The sequence below is a fragment of the Spirillospora sp. NPDC029432 genome, from assembly GCF_040703975.1.
Lineage (GTDB): Bacteria > Actinomycetota > Actinomycetes > Streptosporangiales > Streptosporangiaceae > Spirillospora.
The window spans coordinates 1-12,321 of record NZ_JBEZWH010000053.1 but is presented as its reverse complement, the minus strand read 5'-3'; the positions used below and the strand labels follow the sequence as shown (position 1 = coordinate 12,321).

Sequence of the window (12,321 nt, the reverse complement as noted above, 5' to 3'; positions counted from 1 at the left end):
GTGGGATCCCTCAGAGGTCGGCGGGCGCGGTCAGGGTGCCGGTCACGGCGGTGGCGGCGGCGACGGCGGGCGACACCAGGTGGGTGCGGCCGCCCGGGCCCTGCCGGCCCTCGAAGTTGCGGTTGGACGTCGAGGCGCTGCGCTCGCCCGGCGTGAGCTTGTCGGGGTTCATCGCCAGGCACATCGAGCAGCCGGCCTCGCGCCACTCGGCCCCGGACGCGGAGATGACCTCGTGCAGCCCCTCCTGCTCGGCCTGCTTCTTGACCTTCATCGAGCCGGGGACGACCAGCATCCGGACGCCGTCGGCGACCTTGCGGCCGTCCAGGATCCCGGCGACGGCGCGCAGGTCCTCGATGCGGCCGTTGGTGCAGGAGCCGACGAAGACGGTGTCGACCCTGATCTCGCGCAGCGGGGTGCCGGCGGTCAGGCCCATGTACTCCAGCGCCCGCTCGGCCGCCTGCCGGTCGACCGGGTCGGCGAACGAGGCGGGGTCGGGGACGGACTCGCCCAGCGGCAGGCCCTGCCCCGGGTTGGTGCCCCAGGTGACGAACGGCGTCAGCTCGGCCGCGTCGATCACGACCTCCTTGTCGAAGACCGCGTCGTCGTCGGTGCGCAGCGACTTCCAGTACTCGACGGCGCGGTCCCAGTCCTCGCCCTGGGGGGCGTTCGGGCGGCCCTTGAGGTACTCGAACGTGGTCTCGTCCGGGGCGATCATCCCGGCCCGGGCGCCGGCCTCGATGGACATGTTGCAGACCGTCATCCGGCCCTCCATCGACAGCGACCGGATCGCCTCGCCGCGGTACTCGATGATGTGGCCCTGGCCGCCGCCGGTGCCGATCCGGGCGATGATCGCCAGGATCAGGTCCTTGGCGGTGACGCCCTCGGGCAGCGCGCCGTCCACGGTCACGGCCATCATCTTCGGCTTGATCTGCGGCAGGGTCTGGGTGGCCAGGACGTGCTCGACCTCGCTGGTGCCGATGCCGTGGGCGAGCGCGCCGAACGCGCCGTGCGTGGAGGTGTGCGAGTCGCCGCACACCACGGTCATGCCCGGCTGGGTCAGCCCCAGCTGCGGGCCGATGACGTGCACGATGCCCTGGCCGTCGTCGCCCATCGGGTGCAGCCGGACGCCGAAGTCGGCGCAGTTCTTGCGCAGCGTCTCGACCTGGGTGCGCGACACCGGGTCGGCGATCGGCTTGAGCAGGTCGGTGGTCGGGACGTTGTGGTCCTCGGTGGCGATCGTCAGCTCGGGGCGGCGGACCTTGCGGCCGTTCATCCGCAGCCCGTCGAACGCCTGCGGGCTGGTGACCTCGTGGACCAGGTGCAGGTCGATGTAGAGGAGGTCCGGTTCGCCCTCGGCACGTCGTACGACGTGCGCGTCGTACACCTTGTCGGCCAGTGTGCGGCCCATCGCTCCCACCTCGTCTGCTTGAAACTGGCGCCACGGGGCTCCGTGGTCTCGGTCACCTCGGCTTGCATCTCAATCTGCGAGACGACAATATCAAGGCATGGACAACTCTAGCGGAGTCGGCGTACTTGACAAAGCCGTTCTCGTTCTGAACGCGCTGGAGGCCGGTCCGGCCTCGCTCGCACAGCTCGTCCAGAGCACCGGGCTCGCCCGGCCGACCGCCCACCGGCTCGCCGTCGCGCTGGAGCACCACCGCCTCGTCCACCGCGACGGCCAGGGCCGCTTCGTCCTCGGCCCGCGGCTGGCGGAGCTGGCCGTGGCGGCCGGCGAGGACCGGCTGCTGGCCATCGCGCAGCCCATCCTGGCGCAGCTGCGCGATCTCACGGGCGAGAGCGCCTCGCTGTTCCGCCGCCAGGGCGACGTGCGGGTCTGCGTGGCCGCCGCCGAGCGCAGCAGCGGCCTGCGCGACACGATCCCGGTCGGGGCGGCGCTGCCGATGACCGCCGGGTCGGCCGCGCAGATCCTGCTGGCCTGGGAGGAGCCCGACCGGCTGCACCGGGGGCTGCGCGGCGCCAAGTTCGAGGCCACGACGCTCTCGTCCGTACGGCGGCGCGGGTGGGCACAGAGCGTAGGCGAGCGCGAACAGGGAGTAGGCTCTGTCTCGGCGCCGGTCCGCGGCGCCGGCGGCCGGGTGATCGCGGCGGTCTCGGTCTCCGGCCCGCTCGAACGGCTCTCCCGCTCCCCCGGCCGGATGCACGCCGGGCCGGTGATGGCCGCCGCCGAGAAGATCTCCGAGTCGATGCGCCGCACCACCGTCCGCTGAGGAGGCGGCCATGAAGGGCGAGACCGGCGGGGCCGAGGCCGACCTGCGCGCGCGGGTCGCGCTCCTCACCCTCGACGAGAAGGTGCGCCTCCTGACCGGGGACGGCTTCTGGACCCTGCACCCGGCCGGGAAGATCGGCCTCGCCCGGATCGTGCTGTCCGACGGCCCGTCCGGCGTGCGCGGGACCGTCTGGGGGCGGGACACGAGCCTGCTGTTCCCCAACCCGACCGCGCTCGCCGCCACCTGGGACCCCGAACTCGCCGCGGAGGCAGGGCGGCTCACCGGCGCCCAGGCCCGCGACAAGGGCGTGCACGTCCTGCTGGCGCCCACACTCAACCTGCACCGCACCCCGCTCGGCGGCCGGCACTTCGAGAACTACTCCGAGGACCCGCTGCTCACCGCCCGGATCGCGGCGGCGTTCGTCCGCGGCGTCCAGTCGGCCGGGGTCGCCGCCACCGTCAAGCACTTCGTCGGCAACGACTCCGAGACCGGCCGGATGTCGTACGACGCCCGGATCGACGACCGCACGCTCGCCGACCTGTACCTGCGCCCGTTCGAGGAGGCGGTACGGGCCGGCGCGTGGGCGGTGATGGCCGCGTACAACCGGGTCAACGGCGCCACCATGACCGAGAACCGCCCCCTGCTGACCGGTCTCCTCAAGGAGGAGTGGGGCTTCGACGGCGTGGTGGTCTCCGACTGGACCGCCGTCCGCTCCACCGAGGCCGCCGCGCTGGGCGGCACGGACCTGGAGATGCCGGGCCTGCCGTGGAGCCCGTGGCGGGAGAATCTGGCCGCCGCCGTCCGCGCGGGGCGCGTCCCCGAGGAGCTGATCGACGACAAGGTCCTGCGCGTGCTGCGCCTCGCGGCCCGCGTCGGCGCCCTCGAAGGCGTCCCCGCCCCGCCGCCCGCCACCACGCCGGACGACGCCCGCGACCGTCTCCGCCGGCTGGCCGCCACGTCGATGGTCCTGCTCCGCAACGACGGCACGCTGCCCCTGCGGGCGACCCGGAGCGTCGCGCTGATCGGGCCCAACGCCGTCCGGTTCAACCCGCAGGGCGGCGGCAGCGCGCACGTGGACCCGGACCATGTCGTGACGCCGTACGAGGGGCTCCGCCGCGCGCTCGGCCCGGACGCGGAGATCACCGTCCACGCCGGCGTGTTCCCGCACGAGCGGCTCGCGCCGCTGCGGGCCCCCGCCCGCGTCGACTACCTGGACGCCGCCGGCGCCGTCCTGCGCTCCGAGGAGCGCCGGACCGCGCACCTCCTCGCGTTCGCCGAGAGCATCCCCGAGGGCACGGCCCAGATCACGATCAGCGCGACGCTCACCCCGGCCGCGGGCGGCGTCCACACCTGTGCCGCCGCCGGGACGGGCGACTTCGAGCTGCGCGTCGGTGACGACGTCCACCGGGTCACGCTCGACCCCGTGGGCGGGGACATGGTCGAGGCGCTGATGAAGCCGCCGGAGCACCGCGTCCGGGTGGAGCTGCCCGCCGGGCGCCCCGTGCCGGTCGAGCTGCGCCACACCCTGCCCGGGGAGGCGTTCGCCGTCGCGTTCGGGATCGGCCACCACGAGCCCCGCATGTCCGAGGACGAGGAGCTGGCCGCCGCCGTCGCCGCCGCCCGCGCCGCCGGGACCGCCGTGGTGGTCGTCGGCACCAACGACGACGTGGAGAGCGAGGGCTTCGACCGGACGGACCTGGCGCTGCCCGGCCGCCAGGACGAGCTGGTCTCGGCCGTCGCCGCCGCCAACCCCCGCACGGTCGTGGTCGTCAACGCCGGCGCCCCGGTGCTGATGCCCTGGCGGGACGAGGTCGCCGCCGTCCTGTGGGCCTGGCTGCCCGGCCAGGAGGGCGGCGACGCGATCGCGGACGTGCTGACCGGCGCCGCCGAGCCCGCCGGCCGGCTGCCGACCACGTTCCCGGTCACCCGGACGGGCGTGCTGTCCCCGCTCCCCGGCCCGGACGGCACCCTGGAGTACGCCGAGGGCACCGCGATCGGCTACCGGCACTACGTCCCCGAGGACGTCGCGTACCCGTTCGGCCACGGCCTCGGCTACACCACCTGGGAGTACGAGTCGGTGACCGCGGCCGGCGGCGCCGCCGAGGTGACGGTCCGCAACACCGGCAACCGGCCGGGGCGCGAGATCGTCCAGTGCTACGCCTCGGGCCCCGCCCTTCCGGTCCGCCTCGCCGGCTTCGCCGCCGCGACGGCCGGTCCCGGCGAGACGATCACCGTCCCGGTCGCCCTGGACCCGCGCCTGGAAGGCCCGTACCGCCTCCACGCCGGCCGTTCCGTCGCCGACCTCCGCCTCGACACGGAGATACCCGCGACCCCCTTTGGATAGTGCGGGTACCGAGCACCGGAATGGCGCTAGGAATGGGGTGCCGAAGGGGGTTCTCGGGCATGCAGATTTCGGAACTGAGCGACCGCAGCGGGCTCACCGTTCAGACGATCAAGTTCTACATCCGCGAGGGGCTGCTGCCCAGGGGCACGGCCGCGGGGGCCACGCGGGCCGAGTACGGCGCCGGGCACCTGGAGCGGCTGCGCCTCATCCGCGCGCTGCGCGAGGTCGGCGACCTGCCGGTCGCCGCGATCCGGCGGATCCTGGCGGCGGTGGAGGACGGCGGCGCCGGGCCGCACGAGCTGTTAGGCGCCGCCCAGCACGCCATCGGGCCGCACGTCGCGGTGCCCGACGACCCGCACTGGCGGGCCGCCCGGGAGGACGTCGACGCGCTCGTCCGGGAGCTGGGCTGGCAGGTCAGCCCGCACGCGCCGGCCCGCGACCTGCTCGCCCGCACGTTCGTGGCGCTCCGCCGGCTCGGCTTCCCGATCACCCTGACCGACCTGCGGCCGTACGTGCGGGCGGCCGCCGACATGGCCGAGCACGAGGTCGGGCGGGTCGCCCGCGACGGCCCCGGGACGCGCTCCGTGCACGCGCTGCTGGTCTCCACGCTCCTGTACGAGCAGGTGCTCACCGCCCTGCACCGGCTGGCCCAGGAGGACGCCGCCTCCCGGCACTTTGATGGGAATTAAGAATTTCACCCGGATTAGTCGGAATTGGGTCGCATAAAATACGTTCGATGCCCGAAACCCGATGGACCGCCCGGCTCCTCAGCGAGGGCGAGGACCCCGATCCTCGATTCACCCTCGCCAACGAGCGCACTTTCCTCGCCTGGATCCGCACCGCGCTGGCCGTGATCGCCGGCGGCATCGGACTGGCGGTGGCGGGCGACGCGCTCGCCGCCCCGCTCCGCAACGGCCTGGCGATCACGTTCTCCGCCACCGGCGCGCTGATCGCCGCGCTGGCGTTCCGCCGCTGGCTGCGCACCGAGCGCGCCCTGCGCCGCGGCCAGACGCTGCCGCCGCCCCGGCTCGCCCCGATCATGTCGTACGGCCTGGCCGCGGCCGCCGTCGTGCTGCTGGCGGCCCTGCTGGCCACCCGATGAGGCTCTGGGACCCCGGCGCCCAGCCCGAGCGCACCGCGCTGGCCTGGTCGCGCACCACGCTCTCGCTGATCGTCGCGGGGCTGCTCTGCGTCCGCTTCGCCCCCACCGCCCCCAGCGCCGCGCTGGCCGCCGCGGCCGTCTGCGGCGCCGTCTCCCTCCAGCTGCGGCGCACCCAGAAGCAGCACGTCAGGCGCACCTCCGCGCCGCCGGCCGTGGACCCCGTCTCGGTCGCCCTGGCCACGGCCGTCACCGTCCTGCTGGGACTCACCGGCCTGCTCCTCGCGCTGGCCTGAGACCCTGGGGCCATGTTCGTCAGCCTCACCACCGACTTCGGGCACGCGTACACCGCCGTCTGCGCCGGCGTGATCCACCGGATCGCGCCCGGCGGCACCGTCCTGGTCCTGAGCGACGAGGTCACCCCGTACGCGATCGTCGAGGGCGCGCTGCTGCTGCGGCAGTCCCTCCCGTACCTGCCGGTGGGCGTGCACGTCGCCGTCGTGGACCCCGGCGTCGGCACGCCCCGCCGCCCGGTCGCGGTCCGCACCGGGCGCGGCGACACCCTCGTGGGCCCCGACAACGGCCTGCTCGTCCCCGCCGCCGAGCGGCTCGGCGGCCTGGAGCGGGCGCACGTCCTCGCGAACCCCGCGTACCGCCTGCCCGAGATCTCGGCGAGCTTCCACGGCCGCGACATCTTCTCCCCCGCCGCCGCCCACCTCGCCACCGGCACGGACATCGCCGACCTCGGCCCCCGCGCCGGCGACCTCGTACGGCCGGACATCCCGGCCCCCGAGATCGAGGACGGCGGACTCCGCACCACGGTCCTCTACACCGACCGCTTCGGCAGCCTGATCCTCTCCGCGACCCCCGCGGACCTCGAACGGGCCCTCGGCCCCGTGGCACCCGGCACACCGCTGGCCGCCACCGAGACGGTCCCGTTCGCCTCCACCTACGGCGACGTCCCCACCGGAACCCCGCTCATCTGGGAGGACTCCTCGGGACAGCTCGGCCTGGCGGTCAACCAGGGCTCCGCCGCCGACCGCTACGGCCTGGCCGCCGGCGCCGTCCTCACCCTCCGCCGGGCAGACTGATCGCATGGATCTCGACGTCGTCGCCTGGGTGCACGTCTCCCGGGACCGGATGCTGGCCGTACGCTCCCGCGGCCGCGACCTGCTCTACCTCCCCGGCGGCAAGCGCGAGCCCGGCGAGGACGACTGGTCGGCGCTGTCCCGCGAGGTGCGCGAGGAGCTGGCCCTCGACCTCGACCCCGCCTCGTTCCGCGAGCTGGGCGTCGTCCGCGCCGCCGCGCACGACCAGCCCGCCCACACGCACGTCCGGATGGCCTGCTTCACCGCCGCGTACGCGGGCGAGATCCGGGCCACCGGCGAGGTGGACGAGTTCCGCTACATCGGCACGCCCGACCGCGCCCTCCTCGCCCCCGCCGCCCGGGCCGCCCTGGACCTGGCCACCGCCAAGGGCCTGCTCTCCTGAGACTTCCCCACTTGTCCCCCTTTTCACATCGAGGGTTCAATGTGATGATGCTCGGACCATGAATCTGACAGAGCAGGAACTGAGCGCGCTCAGCGGCAGCGGCTTCCACGTCGAGGACATCCCCTCCGAGGAGGTCGACCGGCTGGAGGCGCTCTACGGCCCCCTGGCCGGCAGCGTCCGGGAGCTGATGGACGCCGTCATCCGCACCCAGGTCGACGACGCGGCGATCGAGCGGGCCCGCGCCGAGATCGACGCCGTCACCGCCCGCCTGCGGGAACGGCAGACCGACGGACCGTTCGGCATCAGGTTCAACCGGTCGGGCCGCAGCTGGTCGTGGGGCAACGCGGTCATCGGGCTGCGCAACGCCATCGCGCCGCCGCTGGTGATCGAGCACGGCCCCGACGGCGCGCGCGCCGCGTTCGAGCTGGGCGCCGCGTACGAGGGCCCGCCCGGCAACGTCCACGGCGGCGTCCTCGCCATGATCCTCGACCACCTCATGGGCGAGACCGCCAGCCAGGGCGGCCGCCCGACCGCCACCGGCACGCTGACGCTCCGCTACCTGCGGGGGACGCCGCTGGGCCCGCTCCGGGCCGAGGGCCGCGTCGACCGCGTCGACGGCCTCAAGTCCTACGTGACCGCCTCCATCGCCGACGCCGAGGGCCCCACCGTCGAGGCCGAGGGCGTCTTCATCGTCCCGCGCTGGGCCCGCGGCCACTTCTAGGGAGAACCATGCGCCACGGAATCGTCCTGTTCACCAGCGACCGCGGCATCGCGCCCGCACGGGCCGCCAAGGCGGCCGAGGACGCCGGTTTCGACACCTTCTACGTCCCCGAGCACACCCACATCCCCGTCCGCCGCGACGCCGCCCACCCCGGCACCGGCGACGAGACGCTCCCCGACGACCGCTACACGCGCACCCTCGACCCCTGGGTCTCGCTGGCCACCGCCGCCGCCGTCACCACCCGGATCCGGCTCGCCACCGCGGTCGCCCTCCCCGTCGAGTCCGACCCGATCACGCTCGCGAAGGCGATCGCGACCCTCGACCACCTCTCCGGCGGCCGCGTCACCCTCGGCGCCGGCTTCGGCTGGAACACCGACGAGCTCGCCGACCACCACGTACCGGCCAAGAAGCGCAGGACCGTCCTGCGCGAGTACCTGGAGGCCATGCGCGCCCTCTGGACGCAGGAGGAGGCCTCCTACGAAGGCGAGTTCGTGGCCTTCGGCCCCTCGTGGGCCTGGCCGAAGCCCGCCCAGGCGCACGTCCCCGTCCTCATCGGCGCCGGAGCCGGCCCCAAGACCTTCGAGTGGATCTCCGCCAACGCCGACGGCTGGATGACCACCCCGATCGAGCAGGACGTCCCCGCCAAGGCCGCCGACCTCCACAAGGCCTGGACGGCCGCCGGCCGCGCGGGCGCGCCCGACATCGCCCTACTGGCCACCAGCCGTCCCGACCGCGACGAGATCGCCCGCTGGGCGGACGCCGGCGTGACCGACGTCATCTGGGGCCTGCCCGACAAGTCCCCCGACGACGTGACGGCGTTCATCGGCCGGCTCGCCGGCCGCGTCCGATGACGCTGAGCGCCAAGGGGACCAAGCTCAACCGCCGGGGCCTGGAGACCCGGGAGCAACTGCTCAGGCTCGCCATCCGCTGCCTGGCGGAGGGCGGCCCGGACGCGGTCAGCGCCAACCTGGTCGCCCGCGAGGCGGGCGTGACGTGGGGCACGATCCAGCACCAGTTCGGCGACGCGGACGGCCTGTGGGCGGCGATGCTGGAGTACATCGGCACCAAGTGGGAGACCGTGCTCCCCGAGGTCCCCGAGAACGCCACCCTCGCCGCCCGCGTCGACGCCGTGGTCGAGATGCTCTGGAACGCCCTGGAACGCCCGGCCTCGAAGGCGGTGACCAACCTGCGCACCGCGCTCCCCCACCGCCCGCGGGACCTGGAGGCCGCGTACCCCCGCACGGCGTCGGCGCTGGCCACCTGGGACGCCGAGTGGTCCGCCACCTGCGACCGCGCGTTCGACGGCGTCCTGGTGGACAGGACCAGGCTCGCCCGCATCCGCGGCCTGCTCCCCGCGGCCCTGCGCGGCCTCCGCGACGAGCAGAACCTCAGCACCTTCACCGACGTGGACGAGTCCCGCCGCGGCCTCTCCGAGGCCATCACCGCGTACCTGTCCTGACCAACGCGAAAGGGCCGGGATCACGATCCCGGCCCGTGGTGAAGGCGGAGCCTTCACATCGGGGTTCCAGGGGTCGTCCCCTGGGAGAACACATCCTCCGGCGAAGTCGCCCGCAAGGGCGACGAGCAGGAGATCCGAAGTACCCCCGAGCGGATTCGAACCGCCGTTACCGCCTTGAGAGGGCGGCGTCCTAGGCCACTAGACGACGGGGGCATGCAACCGACCCCAGGAAAACCTGGGATCGACTCGAACGACCTGCGCAACCCCTCACATGAAGGCGAAGCCTTCACCCGGGGGTTCCAGGGGGTCGCCCCCCTGGGCAAACACCGAGACCCGGCGAAGTCGCCGATCAAGGCGACGAGCAGGATGTCCCGCGTACCCCCGAGCGGATTCGAACCGCCGTTACCGCCTTGAGAGGGCGGCGTCCTAGGCCACTAGACGACGGGGGCGTGTCCGGCCCGTCAAGCGGCCGGAACAGCTGGGGTACCAGGACTCGAACCTAGACTAACTGAACCAGAATCAGTCGTGCTGCCGATTACACCATACCCCAGTGCGGTAAGCGGGCCCTTCGGATCGGGATCCTCCGGGTCGCTCGCGCCTCGAAGAGAATACAGGACCTTGGGAGTTCGACCAAAACGATTAGGCGCCGTCGCCCGGCGGGTCCAGGTGGGTGTTGCCCCACTCGACGAGGGGGCGGAGGCGGCGCCACGAGTCGCGGACGCGGTCGGCGACCTCGCGGGTGTGCATCCAGGGGTCGGCGGGCCAGCCCTCGTGGGCGTAGAGGGAGCGGTGCCGCAGCAGGTCGAGGCGCGGGTGTCCGGGGTCGGTGCCGCGGGGGCGGGTCTTGAGGCGGTCGCCGGCGATCTCCAGGCCGGCGGCGCGGAGGCGGTCGACGATGGCCTCCAGCTCCTTGCCGCTGGAGTCGGCGTCGACGGCGGCGCGGTAGCGGCGGAGCCGGTCGGGATCGGGGGCGAACATGCCGCCGGCGACCATGAGGCCGTCCGCGTCGACCTGGACGTACAGGCCGCCGAGGGCGTGCGCGCCCTGGTGGGTCTTGTACGGGGTCTTGTCGTGGGAGAACCGGACGTCGCGGTACGGGCGGAAGAGTTTGGCGGGGCCGAATTCCGCTTCGAGTTCGGCGCACAGTTCGGCCAGGGGCTCGCGGACGCTGCTCTCGTAGACGGGTTTGTGCGCGGTCCAGTAAGTCTTGGAGTTGTCGGCGAGCAGTCCTTCGTAAAAGGCGAAGGTCTCGTCACTGAAACCCGCGAATGCCATGATCTCTCCTTGCCGTACGGCCTCCGTACCAGGGTAGGGAGGCCGTACGACAAGCGCGCCGGGGACGGCGGAGTGTGCCGGGTTCAGTCGCGGGCGACGACGCGGTTGGTGAGGCTGCCGATGCCCTCGACGGTGACGGTGACCTCGTCCCCGATCTCCAGGGGGCCGACGCCGGCGGGGGTCCCGGTCAGGATGACGTCGCCGGGCAGCAGCGTCATGACCTGGCTGACGTACTCGACGAGCGCGGGCACGTCGTGCAGCAGCAGGGACGTCCTGGCGTCCTGCCTGGTCTCCCCGTTGACGGTGGTGGTGATCGCGAGGTCGGCCGGGTCGGCCTCGGTCTCGATCCAGGGGCCGAGCGGGCAGAAGGTGTCGAAGCCCTTGGCCCGCGTCCACTGCCCGTCCCTGCTCTGCAGGTCGCGGGCGGTGACGTCGTTGGCGACGGTGTAGCCGAGGATGACGTCGGCGGCGCGGGCGGCGGGCACCTCCCGGCACATCCGGCCGATGACCACGGCCAGCTCGCCCTCGAAGTCGACCCGCTCGCTGAGCTTCTCGGGGTAGGCGACCGCCTCGCCGGGGCCGATCACCGCGGTGGACGGCTTGCTGAAGATCACCGGCTCGGCCGGCGGCTCACCGCCCATCTCGCGGGCGTGATCGGCGTAGTTCTTGCCGATCGCGATGACCTTGCTGGGCAGGATCGGGGCGAGCAGCCGCACGTCGGCGAGCGGGAACCGCTGCCCGGTGAACGTCAGCTCCCCGAAGGGGTGGGCCGCGACCGCGGCGATGGTGTTCTCTTCCACCACCCCGAAGGACATGCCCTCGTCGGTGGAGAACCTCGCGATACGCATGGCGTCGAGCCTAGTACGGGTGTCGTTTGTCAGAAGCCGCAGGGCTTGCCGTTGAGCTCGCAGTCCTTCGGGTCGGCCGCGGCGCCCTCGGCTCCGTACTGGACGTCCCAGGTGGCGCCGGGCTGGATCGCGGGGGCGTTCTCGAGGGGCCGGATCTCGACCGTGCCGCCCTTGCGGACGAGCCGCGCGCCCCAGATGTTCTTCACGTTGCCGCCCGGGGCGGTGAAAGTGATCTTCCAGTCCTTCAGGGGCCTGCTCGACCGGTTGGTGATGACGAACCTGCCCTCGTAGTAGCCGGGGTCGCGCTGGACGAGCTGGTAGCTGATGCCCTTGCCCGGGACGACGGGGCCGACCGGGGCGGTGGTGGGCGCCGGTATGGGGGCGCCCGGGGACTGCGTCGGCGCGGGTGCCGCGCCGGGGGCCGTGGCGCCGGGCGATGCGGCGGGCGCGGCCGTTCCGGTCGGCGCGGCCGTGCCGGTGGGCGTGGCGGGCGGTGCGGTGGACTCCGCGGGCCCGGCGGCGGGGCCGCCGCGGGTCGCGGGCTTGTCCTCGCCGGACAGGACGATGGCGGCGACGATGGCGCCGGCGCCCACGATCAGCATCGCGGCGATGGCGGCGGCCAGCAGGAGCGGCCGCCTCCCCTTGCCCTGGGACGGCGGCACGCCGCCGGACGGGGACGCGGCGGGCGGCGGTCCCGGCGGGAGGCCACCCGAGGGGGACGCGGCGGGCTGCGGGAAGCCGACCGGGAGCGGCGGCGGGGCGCCGGTGGGCGGGGTGGGCGCCTCAGAAGGCACCGGCGGCACGGGCGGCGGCGCGGCCTCGGCGGGCGGCGCCGACTCGTGGTGCGCGGCGGGCG

The 12,321-nt window shown here is 73.8% G+C and carries 14 protein-coding genes and 3 tRNA genes; 10 read left to right on the top strand and 7 right to left on the bottom strand.

Features of this window, described 5'->3' with window-relative positions:
- Positions 1 to 10 precede the first annotated feature (10 nt).
- Positions 11 to 1,408 (bottom strand): 3-isopropylmalate dehydratase large subunit, encoded by a 1,398-nt coding sequence (leuC, locus tag AB0881_RS30865; protein WP_366622548.1) that lies wholly within the window; start codon positions 1,406 to 1,408, stop codon positions 11 to 13.
- Positions 1,409 to 1,505: 97 nt separating this feature from the next.
- On the opposite strand from leuC, the gene AB0881_RS30860 reads away from it, so the two are divergent.
- The 10 genes from AB0881_RS30860 to AB0881_RS30815 are packed head-to-tail and all read left to right on the top strand — an operon-like array spanning position 1,506 to position 9,342.
- On the top strand, positions 1,506 to 2,228 hold the full coding sequence (locus tag AB0881_RS30860) for an IclR family transcriptional regulator (protein ID WP_366622546.1): 723 nt from the start codon (positions 1,506 to 1,508) through the stop codon (positions 2,226 to 2,228).
- Positions 2,229 to 2,238: 10 nt separating this feature from the next.
- The gene (locus tag AB0881_RS30855; protein ID WP_366622544.1) at positions 2,239 to 4,572 is read left to right on the top strand and encodes a glycoside hydrolase family 3 C-terminal domain-containing protein; all 2,334 of its coding nucleotides are present in this window, start codon (positions 2,239 to 2,241) and stop codon (positions 4,570 to 4,572) included.
- Between the two features lie 59 nt (positions 4,573 to 4,631).
- Entirely contained in the window at positions 4,632 to 5,261 is a 630-nt protein-coding gene (locus tag AB0881_RS30850) for a MerR family transcriptional regulator (protein WP_366622542.1), read from the top strand.
- A gap of 47 nt (positions 5,262 to 5,308) precedes the next feature.
- Positions 5,309 to 5,674, top strand: a complete 366-nt coding sequence (locus AB0881_RS30845) for a DUF202 domain-containing protein (protein ID WP_366622539.1) — start codon at positions 5,309 to 5,311, stop codon at positions 5,672 to 5,674.
- Complete coding sequence (locus AB0881_RS30840; protein ID WP_366622537.1) at positions 5,671 to 5,967, top strand: DUF202 domain-containing protein; 297 nt, start codon at positions 5,671 to 5,673, stop codon at positions 5,965 to 5,967. The genes AB0881_RS30845 and AB0881_RS30840 overlap by 4 nt, the downstream gene beginning before the upstream one ends.
- 12 nt (positions 5,968 to 5,979) lie before the next feature.
- Positions 5,980 to 6,762, top strand: coding sequence for an SAM-dependent chlorinase/fluorinase (locus tag AB0881_RS30835; protein ID WP_366622535.1), 783 nt, complete (start codon positions 5,980 to 5,982; stop codon positions 6,760 to 6,762).
- Positions 6,763 to 6,766: 4 nt separating this feature from the next.
- The gene (locus tag AB0881_RS30830) at positions 6,767 to 7,162 is read left to right on the top strand and encodes an NUDIX domain-containing protein (protein ID WP_366622533.1); all 396 of its coding nucleotides are present in this window, start codon (positions 6,767 to 6,769) and stop codon (positions 7,160 to 7,162) included.
- A gap of 58 nt (positions 7,163 to 7,220) precedes the next feature.
- Positions 7,221 to 7,883: a PaaI family thioesterase gene (locus AB0881_RS30825; protein ID WP_366622531.1), complete on the top strand. Its 663-nt coding sequence runs from the start codon at positions 7,221 to 7,223 to the stop codon at positions 7,881 to 7,883.
- A gap of 8 nt (positions 7,884 to 7,891) precedes the next feature.
- Entirely contained in the window at positions 7,892 to 8,734 is an 843-nt protein-coding gene (locus tag AB0881_RS30820) for an LLM class F420-dependent oxidoreductase (RefSeq protein ID WP_366622529.1), read from the top strand.
- Entirely contained in the window at positions 8,731 to 9,342 is a 612-nt protein-coding gene (locus tag AB0881_RS30815; RefSeq protein ID WP_366622527.1) for a TetR/AcrR family transcriptional regulator, read from the top strand. The genes AB0881_RS30820 and AB0881_RS30815 overlap by 4 nt, the downstream gene beginning before the upstream one ends.
- A gap of 140 nt (positions 9,343 to 9,482) precedes the next feature.
- Here the strand turns inward: AB0881_RS30815 and AB0881_RS30810 are convergent.
- The 6 genes from AB0881_RS30810 to AB0881_RS30785 all read right to left on the bottom strand — a co-directional run.
- Positions 9,483 to 9,555: transfer RNA gene (locus AB0881_RS30810), tRNA-Glu, on the bottom strand.
- A 163-nt stretch (positions 9,556 to 9,718) separates the two neighbouring features.
- Positions 9,719 to 9,791: transfer RNA gene (locus tag AB0881_RS30805), tRNA-Glu, on the bottom strand.
- Between the two features lie 29 nt (positions 9,792 to 9,820).
- Positions 9,821 to 9,892: transfer RNA gene (locus tag AB0881_RS30800), tRNA-Gln, on the bottom strand.
- A gap of 89 nt (positions 9,893 to 9,981) precedes the next feature.
- Entirely contained in the window at positions 9,982 to 10,617 is a 636-nt protein-coding gene (locus tag AB0881_RS30795; protein WP_366622525.1) for a DUF2461 domain-containing protein, read from the bottom strand.
- Between the two features lie 83 nt (positions 10,618 to 10,700).
- On the bottom strand, positions 10,701 to 11,465 hold the full coding sequence (locus AB0881_RS30790; RefSeq protein WP_366622523.1) for a fumarylacetoacetate hydrolase family protein: 765 nt from the start codon (positions 11,463 to 11,465) through the stop codon (positions 10,701 to 10,703).
- 29 nt (positions 11,466 to 11,494) lie between these two features.
- On the bottom strand, positions 11,495 to 12,321 hold an 827-nt coding region (locus tag AB0881_RS30785), incomplete at its 5' end, for a cellulose binding domain-containing protein (protein ID WP_366622521.1).

Bases quoted from the DNA above. Each gene is read 5' to 3' on its own strand.
- leuC (WP_366622548.1), bottom strand. From the start codon at position 1,408: ATGGGCCGCACACTGGCCGACAAGGTGTACGACGCGCACGTCGTACGA.
- AB0881_RS30860 (WP_366622546.1), top strand. From the start codon at position 1,506: ATGGACAACTCTAGCGGAGTCGGCGTACTTGACAAAGCCGTTCTCGTT.
- AB0881_RS30855 (WP_366622544.1), top strand. From the start codon at position 2,239: ATGAAGGGCGAGACCGGCGGGGCCGAGGCCGACCTGCGCGCGCGGGTC.
- AB0881_RS30850 (WP_366622542.1), top strand. From the start codon at position 4,632: ATGCAGATTTCGGAACTGAGCGACCGCAGCGGGCTCACCGTTCAGACG.
- AB0881_RS30845 (WP_366622539.1), top strand. From the start codon at position 5,309: ATGCCCGAAACCCGATGGACCGCCCGGCTCCTCAGCGAGGGCGAGGAC.
- AB0881_RS30840 (WP_366622537.1), top strand. From the start codon at position 5,671: ATGAGGCTCTGGGACCCCGGCGCCCAGCCCGAGCGCACCGCGCTGGCC.
- AB0881_RS30835 (WP_366622535.1), top strand. From the start codon at position 5,980: ATGTTCGTCAGCCTCACCACCGACTTCGGGCACGCGTACACCGCCGTC.
- AB0881_RS30830 (WP_366622533.1), top strand. From the start codon at position 6,767: ATGGATCTCGACGTCGTCGCCTGGGTGCACGTCTCCCGGGACCGGATG.
- AB0881_RS30825 (WP_366622531.1), top strand. From the start codon at position 7,221: ATGAATCTGACAGAGCAGGAACTGAGCGCGCTCAGCGGCAGCGGCTTC.
- AB0881_RS30820 (WP_366622529.1), top strand. From the start codon at position 7,892: ATGCGCCACGGAATCGTCCTGTTCACCAGCGACCGCGGCATCGCGCCC.
- AB0881_RS30815 (WP_366622527.1), top strand. From the start codon at position 8,731: ATGACGCTGAGCGCCAAGGGGACCAAGCTCAACCGCCGGGGCCTGGAG.
- AB0881_RS30795 (WP_366622525.1), bottom strand. From the start codon at position 10,617: ATGGCATTCGCGGGTTTCAGTGACGAGACCTTCGCCTTTTACGAAGGA.
- AB0881_RS30790 (WP_366622523.1), bottom strand. From the start codon at position 11,465: ATGCGTATCGCGAGGTTCTCCACCGACGAGGGCATGTCCTTCGGGGTG.